11 protein-coding genes and 4 pseudogenes are annotated in these 12,980 nt (G+C 70.2%); 8 read left to right on the top strand and 7 right to left on the bottom strand.

Annotated features, from left to right (window positions below):
* Positions 1–68: 68 nt before the first annotated feature.
* Complete coding sequence (locus tag ACGFJ7_RS26470; RefSeq protein ID WP_360252288.1) at positions 69–2,321, bottom strand: thiamine pyrophosphate-dependent enzyme; 2,253 nt, start codon at positions 2,319–2,321, stop codon at positions 69–71.
* A 307-nt stretch (positions 2,322–2,628) separates the two neighbouring features.
* Positions 2,629–2,745 (bottom strand): annotated as a pseudogene (locus tag ACGFJ7_RS26465) (hypothetical protein); the annotation flags it as partial.
* 19 nt (positions 2,746–2,764) lie between these two features.
* Here ACGFJ7_RS26465 and ACGFJ7_RS26460 point away from each other — a divergent pair.
* Together ACGFJ7_RS26460 and ACGFJ7_RS26455 are read left to right on the top strand one after the other, a co-directional pair.
* On the top strand, positions 2,765–2,923 hold the full coding sequence (locus tag ACGFJ7_RS26460) for a hypothetical protein (protein ID WP_392644320.1): 159 nt from the start codon (positions 2,765–2,767) through the stop codon (positions 2,921–2,923).
* Positions 2,924–2,947: 24 nt separating this feature from the next.
* Complete coding sequence (locus tag ACGFJ7_RS26455; RefSeq protein ID WP_392644318.1) at positions 2,948–3,193, top strand: hypothetical protein; 246 nt, start codon at positions 2,948–2,950, stop codon at positions 3,191–3,193.
* Positions 3,194–3,222: 29 nt separating this feature from the next.
* Here the strand turns inward: ACGFJ7_RS26455 and ACGFJ7_RS26450 are convergent.
* Both ACGFJ7_RS26450 and ACGFJ7_RS26445 read right to left on the bottom strand, forming a co-directional pair.
* Positions 3,223–3,921 (bottom strand): annotated as a pseudogene (locus ACGFJ7_RS26450) (fibronectin type III domain-containing protein); the annotation flags it as partial.
* Between the two features lie 165 nt (positions 3,922–4,086).
* Positions 4,087–4,200: pseudogene (locus tag ACGFJ7_RS26445) on the bottom strand (hypothetical protein); the annotation flags it as partial.
* A 37-nt stretch (positions 4,201–4,237) separates the two neighbouring features.
* On the opposite strand from ACGFJ7_RS26445, the gene ACGFJ7_RS26440 reads away from it, so the two are divergent.
* Complete coding sequence (locus ACGFJ7_RS26440; protein ID WP_392644316.1) at positions 4,238–4,375, top strand: hypothetical protein; 138 nt, start codon at positions 4,238–4,240, stop codon at positions 4,373–4,375.
* A 108-nt stretch (positions 4,376–4,483) separates the two neighbouring features.
* Positions 4,484–4,627 carry a hypothetical protein gene (locus ACGFJ7_RS26435; protein ID WP_392644314.1) on the top strand — a complete coding sequence of 48 codons (144 nt, stop codon included), beginning with the start codon at positions 4,484–4,486 and terminating at the stop codon, positions 4,625–4,627.
* A 278-nt stretch (positions 4,628–4,905) separates the two neighbouring features.
* On the opposite strand, the pseudogene ACGFJ7_RS26430 reads toward ACGFJ7_RS26435, so the two are convergent.
* Positions 4,906–5,943, bottom strand: a pseudogene (locus ACGFJ7_RS26430) (fibronectin type III domain-containing protein); the annotation flags it as partial.
* Here ACGFJ7_RS26430 and ACGFJ7_RS26425 point away from each other — a divergent pair.
* Positions 5,906–6,106 carry a hypothetical protein gene (locus tag ACGFJ7_RS26425; RefSeq protein ID WP_392644312.1) on the top strand — a complete coding sequence of 67 codons (201 nt, stop codon included), beginning with the start codon at positions 5,906–5,908 and terminating at the stop codon, positions 6,104–6,106. The pseudogene ACGFJ7_RS26430 and the gene ACGFJ7_RS26425 overlap by 38 nt on opposite strands.
* A gap of 223 nt (positions 6,107–6,329) precedes the next feature.
* On the opposite strand, the gene ACGFJ7_RS26420 is transcribed toward ACGFJ7_RS26425, so the two are convergent.
* On the bottom strand, positions 6,330–6,677 hold the full coding sequence (locus ACGFJ7_RS26420; RefSeq protein WP_360252282.1) for a hypothetical protein: 348 nt from the start codon (positions 6,675–6,677) through the stop codon (positions 6,330–6,332).
* Between the two features lie 156 nt (positions 6,678–6,833).
* Between ACGFJ7_RS26420 and ACGFJ7_RS26415 the strand changes: the two genes are divergently transcribed.
* The 3 genes from ACGFJ7_RS26415 to ACGFJ7_RS26405 all read left to right on the top strand — a co-directional run bounded on the left by ACGFJ7_RS26415 (position 6,834) and on the right by ACGFJ7_RS26405 (position 12,338).
* Positions 6,834–7,238 (top strand): YjbQ family protein, encoded by a 405-nt coding sequence (locus tag ACGFJ7_RS26415; protein WP_360252279.1) that lies wholly within the window; start codon positions 6,834–6,836, stop codon positions 7,236–7,238.
* A 156-nt stretch (positions 7,239–7,394) separates the two neighbouring features.
* Positions 7,395–10,136: a pyruvate dehydrogenase (acetyl-transferring), homodimeric type gene (gene aceE, locus ACGFJ7_RS26410; protein ID WP_360252276.1), complete on the top strand. Its 2,742-nt coding sequence runs from the start codon at positions 7,395–7,397 to the stop codon at positions 10,134–10,136.
* A gap of 90 nt (positions 10,137–10,226) precedes the next feature.
* A complete protein-coding gene (locus ACGFJ7_RS26405) occupies positions 10,227–12,338 on the top strand; it encodes a methyl-accepting chemotaxis protein (protein WP_360252273.1) in 2,112 nt (703 codons plus the stop codon).
* A gap of 3 nt (positions 12,339–12,341) precedes the next feature.
* Here the strand turns inward: ACGFJ7_RS26405 and ACGFJ7_RS26400 are convergent, their stop codons facing one another.
* Entirely contained in the window at positions 12,342–12,875 is a 534-nt protein-coding gene (locus ACGFJ7_RS26400) for a dihydrofolate reductase family protein (protein WP_360252270.1), read from the bottom strand.
* Positions 12,876–12,980 lie beyond the last annotated feature (105 nt).

Genomic DNA, 12,980 nt, shown 5'->3' with positions numbered 1-12,980 from the left:
CGTGAACTTGGGGGTAGTCCACACACTTGCGCGCCCGGGCGCAAGTGGCGCACCGAGTGTGAGGCAATTTACCGTGCCAGCAGGGTGTGGGCACCCTGTGTGATGGCATCCTCTCCCACCAGCACCTGTTGTGCGGCCGGACCCAGCGGAATCAGCGAATCCGCCGACGCGATCCGGCGTGCCGAGCCTACGAAACCGCCGTCCACCAGGGCCGCGAGGACTCCCTCGCCGACGCCGCCGGAGCGGCGGGTCTCGTCCACGATCAGCACGCGGCCGGTCGCGGCGGCCTCTCTCACCAGGTCGTTCACCGGCAGTGGGGAAATCCAGCGCAGGTCCACCACTCGGGATCCGTAGCCCTGCTCGGCCAGCCGGGCCGCGACCCGCAGTGACATGCGCAGCCCGTTGCCGTACGTGATGATGGTCAGATCCGCCGCGTCGCCGACCGGGTAGGTGCGGGCGCGGCCGATTGGCACGTGTTCGGACGACCAGGCGTGCGGGCCCACGTAGGGGGCCAGCCACTCGTTGTCGCCCTGCTCGTACAGGTCGCGGGTGTGGTAGAGCGCGATCGGCTCGAGGAAGACGCAGACGCTGCCGTCCGCCCTGGCCGAGGCCAGGCAGGAGCGCAGCATCGGGGCCGCGTCACCGGGCCGGGCCGGCACGGCCAGGACGAGGCCGGGCACGTCACGCAGGACGGCGACCGAGTTGTCGTTGTGGAAGTGGCCGCCGAACGTCTGCTGATAGGCGAGCCCGGGTACCCGTACGACCATGGGGTTTTTGTAGGCGCCGGACGAGAAGAACGACATCGTGGCCGCCTCGCCGCGCAGTTGGTCCTCGGCGTTGTGCAGGTAGGCCAGGTATTGGATCTCGGGGATGGGCAGCATCCCGTCGAGGCCGGCGCCGAGCGCGAGGCCCAGGATCGTCGTCTCGTCGAGCAGGGTGTCGAAGACCCGCTCGGCCCCGAACCGCTCCTGTAGGTGCTTCGTGACGCCGTAGACGCCGCCTTTACGCCCGACGTCCTCCCCGAACACCAACACGCCCGGGTCGGCCGTCAGCGCGTCGGTGAGGGCGGCGTTGACGGTCTGCGCGAGGGTGAGCGGCCCGGCGTTCTCCGGCAGCTTGCCGCCGAAGGCCCGGGAGCGGGCGGCGGCCCCCGGCCCGAGCGCCCGGGACGCCGCCTCGGTGATCGCGTGGGCGGCCCGCAGCGGCCGGCGTGGGGCGAGCGGGGCGACGATCTCGGCCACCGTGGTCAGTTTCGGTTCGCCGAGCACCTCCTCGGCGACCTTGCGGACCTGCCAGCCGACCTCGTCGTAGCGGGTGATGGCCTCGTCGGGCGTCAGCAGGCCGCCGGCGACCAGCATGCGGGCGGTGACGACCAGCGGATCGCGCTCGAGGTCGCGCCTGATGTCCTCGGCGGAGCGGTAGCCCACCTCGGCGTCGGCGCCGGCGTGACCCATCAGGCGCACGGTGGACAGGTGCAGGATCGCCGGCCGCCGTTCGCGGCGCACGTAGCCGGCGGCGTCGGTGGCGGCGTCGTACGTGGCGGCCAGGTCGCAGCCGTCGGCCGCGGTGTAGCGCAGGCCCGGCCGTGATCCGAGCATCGCGGCCACCCAGCCGTCCGGCGACGGCACGCTGATGCCCAGGCCGTTGTCCTCGCAGATCAGGAGCAGGGGCAGGGGTACGGCGGTGTGTTCGAACCAGCCCGCGGAGTTGAGCGCGGCCGTGGCCGCGGCGTGGTTGATCGAGGCGTCGCCGAAGGAGGCGGCGGCGATGGCGTCGCGTGCGGAGCGGCCCAGCGAGAACGCCAGGCCGACGGCCCGCGGCAGGTGCGAGGCGACCGTCGAGGTGGTCGGGATGATGTTCAGCTCGGCGCTGCCGAAGACCTTGTGCCGCCCGCCGGCGATGGGCTCGCGGGCCGAGGCGACCACGCCGCGCAGCACGTCGCGCGCGGCGTCGGCCAGGCTTTTGGCGCGGGCGCTGAAGAACGCGGCGGAGCGGTAGTGCAGCAGGGCCGGGTCGGTCGGCAGCAGCGCGGCCGCGACCGCCGCGTTTCCCTCGTGGCCGGACGATCCGATCGTGTAGAAGCCCTCGTTGAAGCTGCGCAGCCAGCGGGCCGCGAGGTCGAGATGCCGGCTGGCGAGCTGGGCGTCGAACAGTTCGAGCGCGCGGGCGCCGGTGAGGGTGGAGCCGTCGCGGACGGGGTCGCCGGGCGCGCGACGGTCGCCGGGCGGCGCCAGGGCCGACACCGCGTCGCGGAAACGCTCGTCGAGGTTCTGCGGGGTGGTCACACGACCAGCATCGCGCAGGCGCGCGAGCCCTGCCATGCCGGAAACCGTGCCGGGCGAGATCTCCGCAGGTAGAAGTGGAGCGAATTCCACCACGGATTGGACCGGCCGGGTGCTGTACTCGCCGGATGATCGTGCCGCCCGGCGAGGCCTTGGCCTCGTACTTCGTCACTGCGGTGATCGACGCCGGAGCGGTCCAGGAGACCGCGATCTGCCGGTCGCCCGCCGCCACGGCGACGTCGGACGGCTTGCCCGGCGCGGCCGGGGCGATCTCCTCGGAGGCGGGGCTGAAGGCGGAGTCGCCGCTGTCGTTCGCGCCGTTCGCCTGCACCCGGAACCGGTACTTCGTCTTGGCGTCGAGGCCCTTCACCGTGCAGGAGGTGTCGGCGGTCGTGCAGCCGGCCGGGCCCGGCACGGCGATCACGGTGTAGCCGGCGATCTCGACGCCGGAGGTCGGCGCCGTCCAGCTCACCGAAACCTCGGTGTTCGAAGAGCCCGGGGCGACCGTCGGCCGCTCGGGCGTGTCCGGCGGGCCGGCGACGATCGGCAGCGACGACTCGCTGGAGACCGTACGGTCGGCGGTGCCCCGCGCGGTGATCTTGAAGGTGTACGTCGTACCGCTGATCAGATGGTCGACGTAGCAGGTCATCAGTCCGATCTCGTCGGTGTCCTCGACCGCGCCGACGACGCCGGAGCAGTTGGAGGGGCCGAGGACGTTGGGAGTCGGGTCCACCCAGAAGCCCTCGACCGGACCACCCTTGTCGTTCGGCATCCACGTCACCCGGACGGCGTTCGGACCGGCCCACTCCACGGTCGGCGTGCCCGGCTTGCCGGGCGGGGCCGTGGTGATGGGCCCGGCCGCGATGCTGTTCTCGGACACTCCGCCGCCGGGACCGTTCGCCACGACGTAGAGCTGGTAGGTCTTGGTGGGATCCAGTCCGCCGAAGACGCACTCCAGCTTCGTGACGTTGGTGCAGCCGTTCGAGTGGATCTCCGTCTCCGGATCGTCCATCGCATAGGCGTTGACGGTGTACGACGCCACCGGGCCGCCCGGGTCCGGCTCGCTCCAGGTGATTCTGACCTCGGTGGCCGAGACCACTCGGGAATCCGGCTCACCCGGCGGGTTCGGCCGGTTCGGGATGAACGGCGCACTCGTCTTGGCCGACGTGCCGGCGGTGTTGCTCGCCGTGATCGTGAACGTGTACTGGTTCTCCTGGTTCAGGTCAGGGAAATGGCATTCGAGTGGATGATTCGGCTCCGCCACGAGGTCGACGGTGCAGGCCCCAGGCAGCTCTTCGCCCTCCTGGTTCGAGACGATCGACACCACGTACTTCGTCGCGGCCCCGCCGGTCGACGCGGGCCAGGTCACCACCGCGGTGCCCGGCAGGGGCAGCGTCACGTTCACCGAGGCCGGCGCGGCCGGCTTGTCCGGCACGAAGCTGGTGGGTGCGGCCTTCACCGTGGAGCCGGCGACGTTGACGGCGGCGACCTGGAAGGTGTAGCGCTTGGCCAGGTTGAGGCCGCTGTCGATCGGGCATTCCAGCGATTCCGCGTCCTTGGCCACGTTCGCGCAGCCGGTCACCGAGTTGCCGTCGGTGTCGACGGCGGTCACCTCGTAGTGGTCCACAGCGCCGCCGGTGTCCGGGACCGGGGCGGCCCAGGTCACCTTCACGTGACCGGGCTGGTTGGGGACCTGCACCGCCGTGACGTCAACCGGAATGCCGGGCTTGTCCGGCCGGATGGAGGCGCTGGAACTCGACGGCACAGTGCTGACGTCGTTCACGGCGCTCACGACGAACGTGTAGGACGTGCCTTCCCGCAGGTCATCCAGAGTGCAGGAGGTGGCGGTCGACGCCACGGAGGTGCACTTGGTGGAGCCACTGCCATTGTCGGCCGGGGTAGCGGTCACCATGTAGTGGTCGACCCCGCCGCCGGCGCCCTGGGACCAGGAGACGATGACCGTCCCCGGGTCGTTGGCGCCCAGCGCCACGCCGGTGATGGTCGGCGTCCCGGGTGCCGCGGCCAGCACGGCCTGGGTGGTCGCGGACGGCGTCCGGCCGGCCTTGTTGACCGCCTCGACCTTGAACTTGTAGGCGATCGACGAACCGATGTTCGCCGAGCACTTGAGCTGGCCGCCAGTGGCGACGTTCGGACAGACGACCGAGGGCATCTCGTCGGGGTCGATGCTCAAGACGTCGTAGGTGTCGACCGCGCCGCCGGTGTTCTCGAGCGGCGGTGACCAGGTGACGTCGACCGTGCCATCACCGGTCACCTTGACCGCGACCGCGGTCGGCGCGCCCGGCTGGTTGGCCACCAGCGCGGCCGAGGCGGCCGCGTCCGCATAGCCGAGCGGGTTGGAGGCCCGTACGACGAACGTGTACGGCTTCGACGCCGAGAGACCGGGCACGTCACAGGTCAGCTCGGTCGTGGCGCAGGTCAGCGCGGTCGCGACACCGGCGTCGTAGGCCGTCACCACGTACTGCGTGGCCTTGTCGGTGACCGGCGCGGTCCACTCGACCTTGACCGTTCCGGGAGTTCCGGCCTTCAGACTCGGCTTGACATCCCGCGGTGCGGACGGGACGTCGCCCACCACCGGCGCGGCCGTCAGGACGCTGCCACCGACCGGGTTGTCGGCCGAGACCTGGAACGTGTACGACTTGGCGACGTTCAGACCGGTGAACAGGCACTCCCTGAGGTCCGCGCTGACCTTGTCGCACTTGACGACGGGGTTCTCACCGGGTGCGGTGGCGGTCACCGTGTAGCTCGCGACCGCGCCGCCCGTGGCCGGCGGCGTCCAGCTCACCTTCGCCTCGCCCGCGTTGCCGGTCAGGGCCGTCTGCGCGGTGGCGACGGCGCCGGGCTTGGCCGGCTTGACGGCGGCTGTCGGTTCCGACGCCTTGACGCCGAGGTCACCGACCGCGGTCACGGTGAACGTGTAAGCCGAGGCCGGGTCCAGGTTGGTGATCTCGCAGGACGGCTTGTCCAGGTTGAACCCGCAGTCCGTGGACAGCGTCCCGGCCGTGCCGCCCGACGACGCCACCGTGTAGTAGTTGACCGGTCCACCGGCGACCGGCGCGTCCCAGGTGGGCACCACCTTGCCGGCCGTGGTGCCCAGCTGGGTCTTCACGTTGGCCGGCTGGCCCGGCAGCTGCGACATGATCGGGTCGCTCGGGTCGGATGTCTGCGATCCGGTCGCGTTGGTGGCCGTCACCGTGAAGGTGTAGGCCTTGCCGTCCTGCAGCCCGCTGAAGTCGGCCCGGGTCACCGTCGCAAGGACCGTCTGCGGGGTCAGCGCGGCGCCGTCGCTGGTCGCCTTCACCGTGTAGCTGGTGACCGCGGCGCCGCCGGTCGACGGGCTCCACCGCACCGTCACCTTGCCGGGTGCGTCGCCCAGTTCCACGACCGGGACGCCGGGCTTGGCCGGCACACCGGGAATGATCGGGTTGGACGGCGAGCTGGGACCGGAGGTGCCGCCGCCGGTCTCCCCCACGGCCTCGACCGTGAAGGTGTACTCCTGGGTGGCGGTCAGGCTCGTGATCCGGCACAGCGTGTCCGCCGCGCCGGGCTTGCAGGGGGCCGTCACCGCCGCGCCGCCCTTCGGCAGGATCCGCACGGTGTAGCCGGTGATGGCCGCGCCGCCGACCGGCTTGGTCCACGACACCGTGGCCGCCGTGTCGGAGTCTCGCGTGACGGTCGGTGTGTCCACCGGGTTCGGCACGGCGGCGATCTTCGGCGCGGAGGCCGCGCCCACCGCCGAGCTGCCGAGCGGGCCGATGGCCGTCAGTTTGAACGTGTACGACAGCCCATCGCCCAGGCCGGCGTAGTCGCACGTGGTCCCCGACACCAGGCCCGTGCAGGAGCCCGTGAGGTTGTCCGACAGCGACGGCGTCACCCGGTACGACGTGATGGGCACCGACGGCGTCGGAGCGGTCCACGTCAGCGTCACCTTGTGCGGGTCGCCGTTGTAGGTGACCGTCGGCGCGGCCGGAGCCGCCGGTGGGCCGGGCATGACCGCGGCGGCGGCTGTCGCCTTGGTCGAACAGTCGGTCAGATTGGTGGCGTTCGGGCAGGCGACCACACCCACCACGTACGACACGTTCGCTGCAGCGAGCCGATCGTGCAGGTGAGTGTCCCAGCCGGCGCCTCACAGCTCTCACCGCTGGCGGTGGAGGCGATGTAGCGGTTGATCGTTCCGTTCGGCGTCTGCGGGGCGCTCCAGGCGACGGTGATCGCCCGGCGTCCCGCGGTGGCCGTCACGTTGCCCGGCGCGCCGAGCGCGGCCAGGGCCGGCGCCGGATTGGCCAGCACCGACCCCGCGGCGAGCAGCACGGTCGCACCGGCCAGCGCCCATCTGGTTGTTCTCCGCCGCCCTTGCCGCGGCACCTCTTCTCGCACTGCCTACACCCCCGCGTTGGATCCCGGGCGGCACCGCCCGGGCAAGCTTTGAACTCCCCACAAGGTAGCTATTTCAGGGGTAAATAAGGGTGAAACAGGTTTATAGGGCTAATGCATCGGCGGACGACCTGATACGAGGGCTGGCAGACTCCACCCATGCGCACTGAAGTGATCACGGTGAGGACGGGTCACCGGCCCACGGTCCTGGACATCACGGCCGAGGCGGCCGAGTTCGTCGAGTCCGAGGGGGACGGCATCCTCAACGTCTTCGTCCCGCACGCCACGGCCGGGATCGCGATCATCGAGACCGGCGCCGGCTCCGATGAGGATCTGCTGACCGCTATCGACGATCTTCTGCCTGCTCAGGACAAGTGGCGGCACCGGCACGGGTCGCGCGGGCACGGGCGCGACCACGTTCTCCCGGCCTGGATCCCGCCGTACGCGTCATTGCCTGTCATCAATGGCCGGATCGCGCTGGGAACCTGGCAGTCGGTCTGCCTGGTGGACACCAACGGAGACAATCCGGAGCGCCAGGTACGGTTCAGTTTCCTGCCCGCCTGACGTTAAGAGGATGTTACTGACCAGTACCTGTGTCGCGCATCGCGTACCCGCACGGTAGGCGTGACGACGCACACTGCGAAGGGGCAGGATGGAGTTATTACCGCGCGACTCACACAATGGGCCGTTCGGTCCGACACCCGACCAAGAGGAATGCCTGTGGCCACGGAGCGCAAGCGCCCGGTGATCAGCGACGGCCTGCCGAGCCAGCTTCCGGACATCGACCCCGAGGAAACTAACGAGTGGGTCGAGTCCCTCGACGGAGTCATCGACGAGCGGGGCGCCAAGAGAGCCCGTTACGTTATGTTGCGCCTGCTCGAGCGGGCGCGGGAGCGACAGGTGGGCATCCCGCCCCTGACCTCCACCGACTACGTCAACACGATCACGCCCGAGCGCGAGCCGTGGTTCCCCGGTGACGAGTTCGTCGAGCGGCGCATCCGCGCCTACATCCGGTGGAACGCCGCGATGCTGGTGCACCGCGCGCAGCGCCCCGAGATCGGCGTCGGCGGCCACATCTCGACGTACGCGTCGAGCGCCAGCCTCTACGAGGTCGGCATGAACCACTTCTTCCGCGGCAAGGACCACCCGGGCGGCGGCGACCACATCTTCTTCCAGGGCCACGCCTCCCCCGGCATGTACGCCCGGGCCTTCATGGAGGGCCGGCTCTCCGAGAACGACCTGGACGGCTTCCGGCAGGAGCTGTCGCACCCGGGCGGCGGCCTGCCGTCGTACCCGCACCCGCGCCTGATGCCGAACTTCTGGGAGTTCCCGACGGTCAGCATGGGCCTCGGCCCGCTGAACGCGATCTACCAGGCGCGGTACAACCGGTACCTGCACAACCGCGGCATCAAGGACACCAGTCAGCAGCACACCTGGGCGTTCCTGGGCGACGGCGAGATGGACGAGGTCGAGTCGCTCGGCGCGATCGGCCTGGCCGCCCGCGAGGAGCTCGACAACCTCACCTTCGTCATCAACTGCAACCTGCAGCGCCTGGACGGCCCGGTCCGCGGCAACGGCAAGATCATCCAGCAGCTGGAGTCGTTCTTCCGGGGCGCCGGCTGGAACGTCATCAAGGTCGTCTGGGGCCGCGAGTGGGACCCGCTGCTGGCCGCCGACAGCGACGGCGCGCTGGTCAACCTGATGAACGTGACGCCCGACGGTGACTACCAGACCTACAAGGGCGAGTCCGGCGCGTACGTGCGTGAGCACTTCTTCGGCCGTGACCCGCGCACCCGCAAGCTGGTCGAGCACCTGTCGGACGACGAGATCTGGAACCTCAAGCGCGGCGGGCACGACTACCGCAAGCTGTACGCGGCGTACAAGGCGGCCATGGAGCACACCGGCCAGCCGACCGTGATCCTCGCCAAGACGATCAAGGGCTGGACGCTGGGCTCGCACTTCGAGGCCCGCAACGCGACCCACCAGATGAAGAAGCTGACCCTGGACGACCTCAAGGGCTTCCGGGACCGGCTCTACCTCGACATCAGCGACAAGCAGCTCGAGGAGAACCCGTACCTCCCGCCGTACTACCACCCCGGCGAGAAGTCCGACGAAATGCAGTACATGCTGGAGCGCCGGCGCGAGCTCGGCGGTTCGATCCCGAGTCGCCGTACGAAGGGAAAGATCCTCCAGATCCCCGACTCGAAGGCGTTCGGCGACGTCAAGCGGGGCAGCGGCAAGCAGAAGATCGCCACCACCATGGCCTTCGTCCGCCTGCTCAAGGACCTCATGAAGGACAAGGAGTTCGGCGCCCGGTGGGTGCCGATCATCCCGGACGAGGCCCGCACGTTCGGCATGGACTCGCTCTTCCCGACCAAGAAGATCTACAACCCGCACGGCCAGACCTACACGTCGGTCGACCGGGAGCTCTTCCTGTCGTACAAGGAGGCGACGAACGGCCAGATCCTGCACGAGGGGATCAACGAGGCCGGGTCGACCGCGAGCTTCATCGCCGCCGGTACGTCGTACGCGACGCACGACGAGCCGATGATCCCGCTGTACATCTTCTACTCGATGTTCGGCTTCCAGCGGACGGCGGACGAGTTCTGGGCAGCCGCCGACCAGATGACCCGCGGTTTCCTGCTCGGCGCCACCGCCGGGCGGACCACGCTCAACGGTGAGGGCCTGCAGCACGAGGACGGTCACTCGCTGCTGATCGCGGCGACGAACCCGGCCGTCGTGGCCTACGACCCGGCGTTCGCGTTCGAGATCGCGCACATCGTCGAGGACGGCCTGCACCGCATGTACGGCGAGAAGCAGGAGAACGTCTTCTACTACCTCACCGTCTACAACGAGCCGGCCGTCCAGCCGGCCGAGCCGGCCGACCTCGACCGGGAAGGCCTGCTCAAGGGCATCTACCGGTACGCGGCGGCGCCCGAAGGGGCGACCGGCGCCAAGGCACAGCTGCTCGCCTCCGGCACCGGCCTGCCGTGGGCTCTCAAGGCTCAGCAGCTGCTGGCCGAGGACTGGGGCGTGTCGGCCGACGTCTGGTCGGTGACCTCGTGGACCGAGCTGCGCCGCGACGCCATCGAGGCCGAGGAGCACAACCTCCTCAACCCCGGTGACCAGCCGCGCAAGCCGTACATCGAGCAGAAGCTGGAGGGCACCGAGGGCCCGGTCGTCGCGGTCAGCGACTACATGCGGGCGGTGCCCGACCTGATCTCGCGCTGGGTGCCGAACGACTACACGTCGCTGGGCACCGACGGTTTCGGCATGAGCGACACGCGGCACGCGCTGCGCCGCCACTTCCACGTGGACGGCGAGTCGGTCACGGTGGCCACGCTGCGCCAGCTCGCGCTGCGGGGCAAGGTGCCGTCGCACGTTCCGGCCGAGGCGGCCAAGAAGTACGCGATCGACGACGTCAACGCGGCGCCGGTCGGCGAGACCGGCGGCGACAGCTGAGTTTCACCATCTGAGCCGGACCATCCCGTACGGGGTGGTCCGGCTCAGTCGTCTCCGAAGCATGCCGATAGGTACGGAGTGGGACGCGGCATGCAGATCAGTCACAAGCTCCTCGCTCTGGGCCTGGGCGGGGTGATCGGCACCGCCGGTGTCCTCGTGCTGGTGGGCGCCTGGAAGAGCGGCGACTTCGCCGAGAGCACCGAGACTCAGGTGGTCGCCCAGAACGAGGCGAACCTGAAACAGATCACCAGCGACGTCACCACCCTGGTGTCGTCGGTGGGCGACGAGGTGCAGCACAGCGTCGACGTCTCGATGAACGCCGCCAACAAGCTGCTGGCCCTGCGCGGCGGCGTCTCCTTCTCGGACCGGACCGCGACGTGGACCGCCACCAACCAGGTCACGAGCGCCAAGACGACGGTCACCCTGCCCCGGATGACGGTCGGCGGCACGTGGCTCGGGCAGAACAAGAACCTCAAGGTCACCACGCCCTTCGTGGACGACGCGGCGTCGGTCTCGGGCGCCGTGGTCACCGTCTTCCAGCGCATGAACACCGCCGGCGACCTGCTGCGGGTCGGCACGACCGTCAAGGCCGCGACCGGCAACCGGGCGATCGGCACGTACATCCCGGCCACCTCGGACGGCAAGGCGAACGCCGTGGCCGCCGCGATCAAGGCCGGCAAGTCGTACCGGGGCGTGGCCAAGGTGGTCGACACCTGGTACATCACGGCCTACGACCCGATCAAGGACGCCTCCGGCGCGGTGGTCGGCTCGCTGTTCGCCGGCGTTCCGCAGTCGGCGGCCCTGGAGAACCTGACCGCGGCCGTCACGGCCGGCTCGTTCGGCCAGAACGGCTGGGCGACCGTCTTCAGCACCTCGGCGGCCGACGCGGGCCGGGTCGTGGCGTCCAGCATCGACGGGGCCACTGACGGCGTCGACATCGACTCGGCCGACGCGAACGGCGTCAAGTACGTCTCGGAGATCGTGGGCAAGGCGCCGACCCTGGAGAACGGCGCGACCTGGACCACGTCCTACAAGCTGCCGGGGTCGTCGGGGGCCGAGGCCGGGCCGACCACCACGACGGTCGCCTTCTACAAGCCGTACTCGTGGGCCATCGCGATCGGCGGCTACGACGCCGATTCGGCCGGGCCGATCACCGCGGTCCGCGACGGCCGCAAGACCATGCTGGTCGCCTTCGTCATCGCGGCGGTGCTGCTCGCGGTGGTCGGCGGCCTGGTCGCGGCGACCCTGGCCCGGCGCATCGCGGGCCGGCTGGCCGGCCTCACCGGCGGGCTGTCCCGGCTGGCCAAGCGTGACCTGACCGTGGTCGTTCCGGTCGACGGCACGGACGAGATCGCCGTCGCCTCGGCCGAGCTGAACAGCGCCGTGGACGAGCTGAGAACGGTGATGGTCGAGGTCACCGCCGCCTCGCACGAGGTGGCCGGCACGGCCCGGCAGGTGGCCGCGACCGGCGGCGAGCTGGCCGGTTCGGCCGACGAGGCGGCCGCCCGGGCCGGGCACGTGAACGTGGCCGCCGAGAGCGTCTCGCACGTCGTGCAGACGGTCGCGGCCGGCGCCGAGGAGATGGGCGCGTCGATCTCCGAGATCTCGAACAACGCGCAGGACGCGGCCCAGGCCGGCCGGGACGGCGTCGGGCTGACCGCGGCCGCGGCCGGCGTGATCGGCGAGCTGCGCACCTCGACCGCGGCGATCGCCGACGTGGTGCGGCTGATCGCCAGCATCGCCGAGCAGACCAACCTGCTGGCGCTGAACGCGACGATCGAGGCGGCCCGGGCCGGCGAGACCGGCAAGGGTTTCGCGGTGGTCGCGGGCGAGGTCAAGGAGCTGGCCCAGGAGACCGCGCGGGCCACCGAGGACGTGACCTCGCGGGTGCAGGCGATCGAGAGCGACACCAGCCGGGCGGTCGACGCGATCGAGGCCATCACGGCCCGGATCGCCCAGGTCAACGACTATCAGACGGCGATCGCGGCGGCGGTCGAGGAGCAGGCCGCGACCACCGCCGAGATGGCGCGCAACATCTCCGAGGTCGCCTCCGGAAGCCGGGACATCGCCGAGGGCATCGGCGTGGTCAGCGGCGCCGTCGACGGCACCCGGGCCTCGGTGGCCGTCTCCCACCGGGCCGCCGACGAGCTGGACGCGACGGCCCGGAAGCTGACCGGCCTGGTCGACCGGTTCACGGTGTGAGGATCAGGCCGGCACGTACGTGACCACGTCGACGCCGGTCTTGGTCTGCCAGGTGCCGGTGAGCGACAGGGCGATCTTCGTACCGGGCTCCCAGAGTTTGCGGCCCTCGCCCTGCACCACCGGATAAATCATGATCCGGTACTCGTCGATCAGGTTGTGCCGGGTCAGGTAGTTGACCAGGTCGGCGCTGCCGTTGATGAGAAGATTCACCGGCCCGGCCTTGAGCGCCCGCACCGCCTCGGCCACGTCGCCGCGCAGGAACGTCGCGTTCCACTCGGGCTCGGTCAGCGTGGTGGTGGCGACGTGCTTGGGCATCGAGTTCATCCGGACGCCGAAGTCGCCGGTCGCCTCCTCCATCTGGGGCCAGGCGGCCTTGAAGCCCTCGTACGTCTTGCGGCCGAGCAACAGCGCGTCCGCCTCGCCCAGGTTGGCGGCCTGCCAGCCACCGAGTTCGTCGTTGAAGTACGGCCCGCTCCAGGACGGCTCCTCGAAGACGCCGTCGAGGGTCACGTACTCCACCGCCACGATCGTGCCCATCAGAACACCCCAATCTCGTATTGCAACCGGTTGACCACTTTCCGTAGGCTCTCTTCCCAGGGGATCGGTGATCCTCTAACCTCCGAGGAACTTTCACCTTTCGAG

Origin of the sequence: Actinoplanes sp. NPDC048988 (assembly GCF_043197815.1) — a bacterium.
In the GTDB taxonomy this organism is placed as follows: domain Bacteria; phylum Actinomycetota; class Actinomycetes; order Mycobacteriales; family Micromonosporaceae; genus Actinoplanes.
The sequence above is the reverse complement of the archived record's forward strand: the minus strand, read 5'-3'. Positions and strand labels throughout refer to the sequence as shown.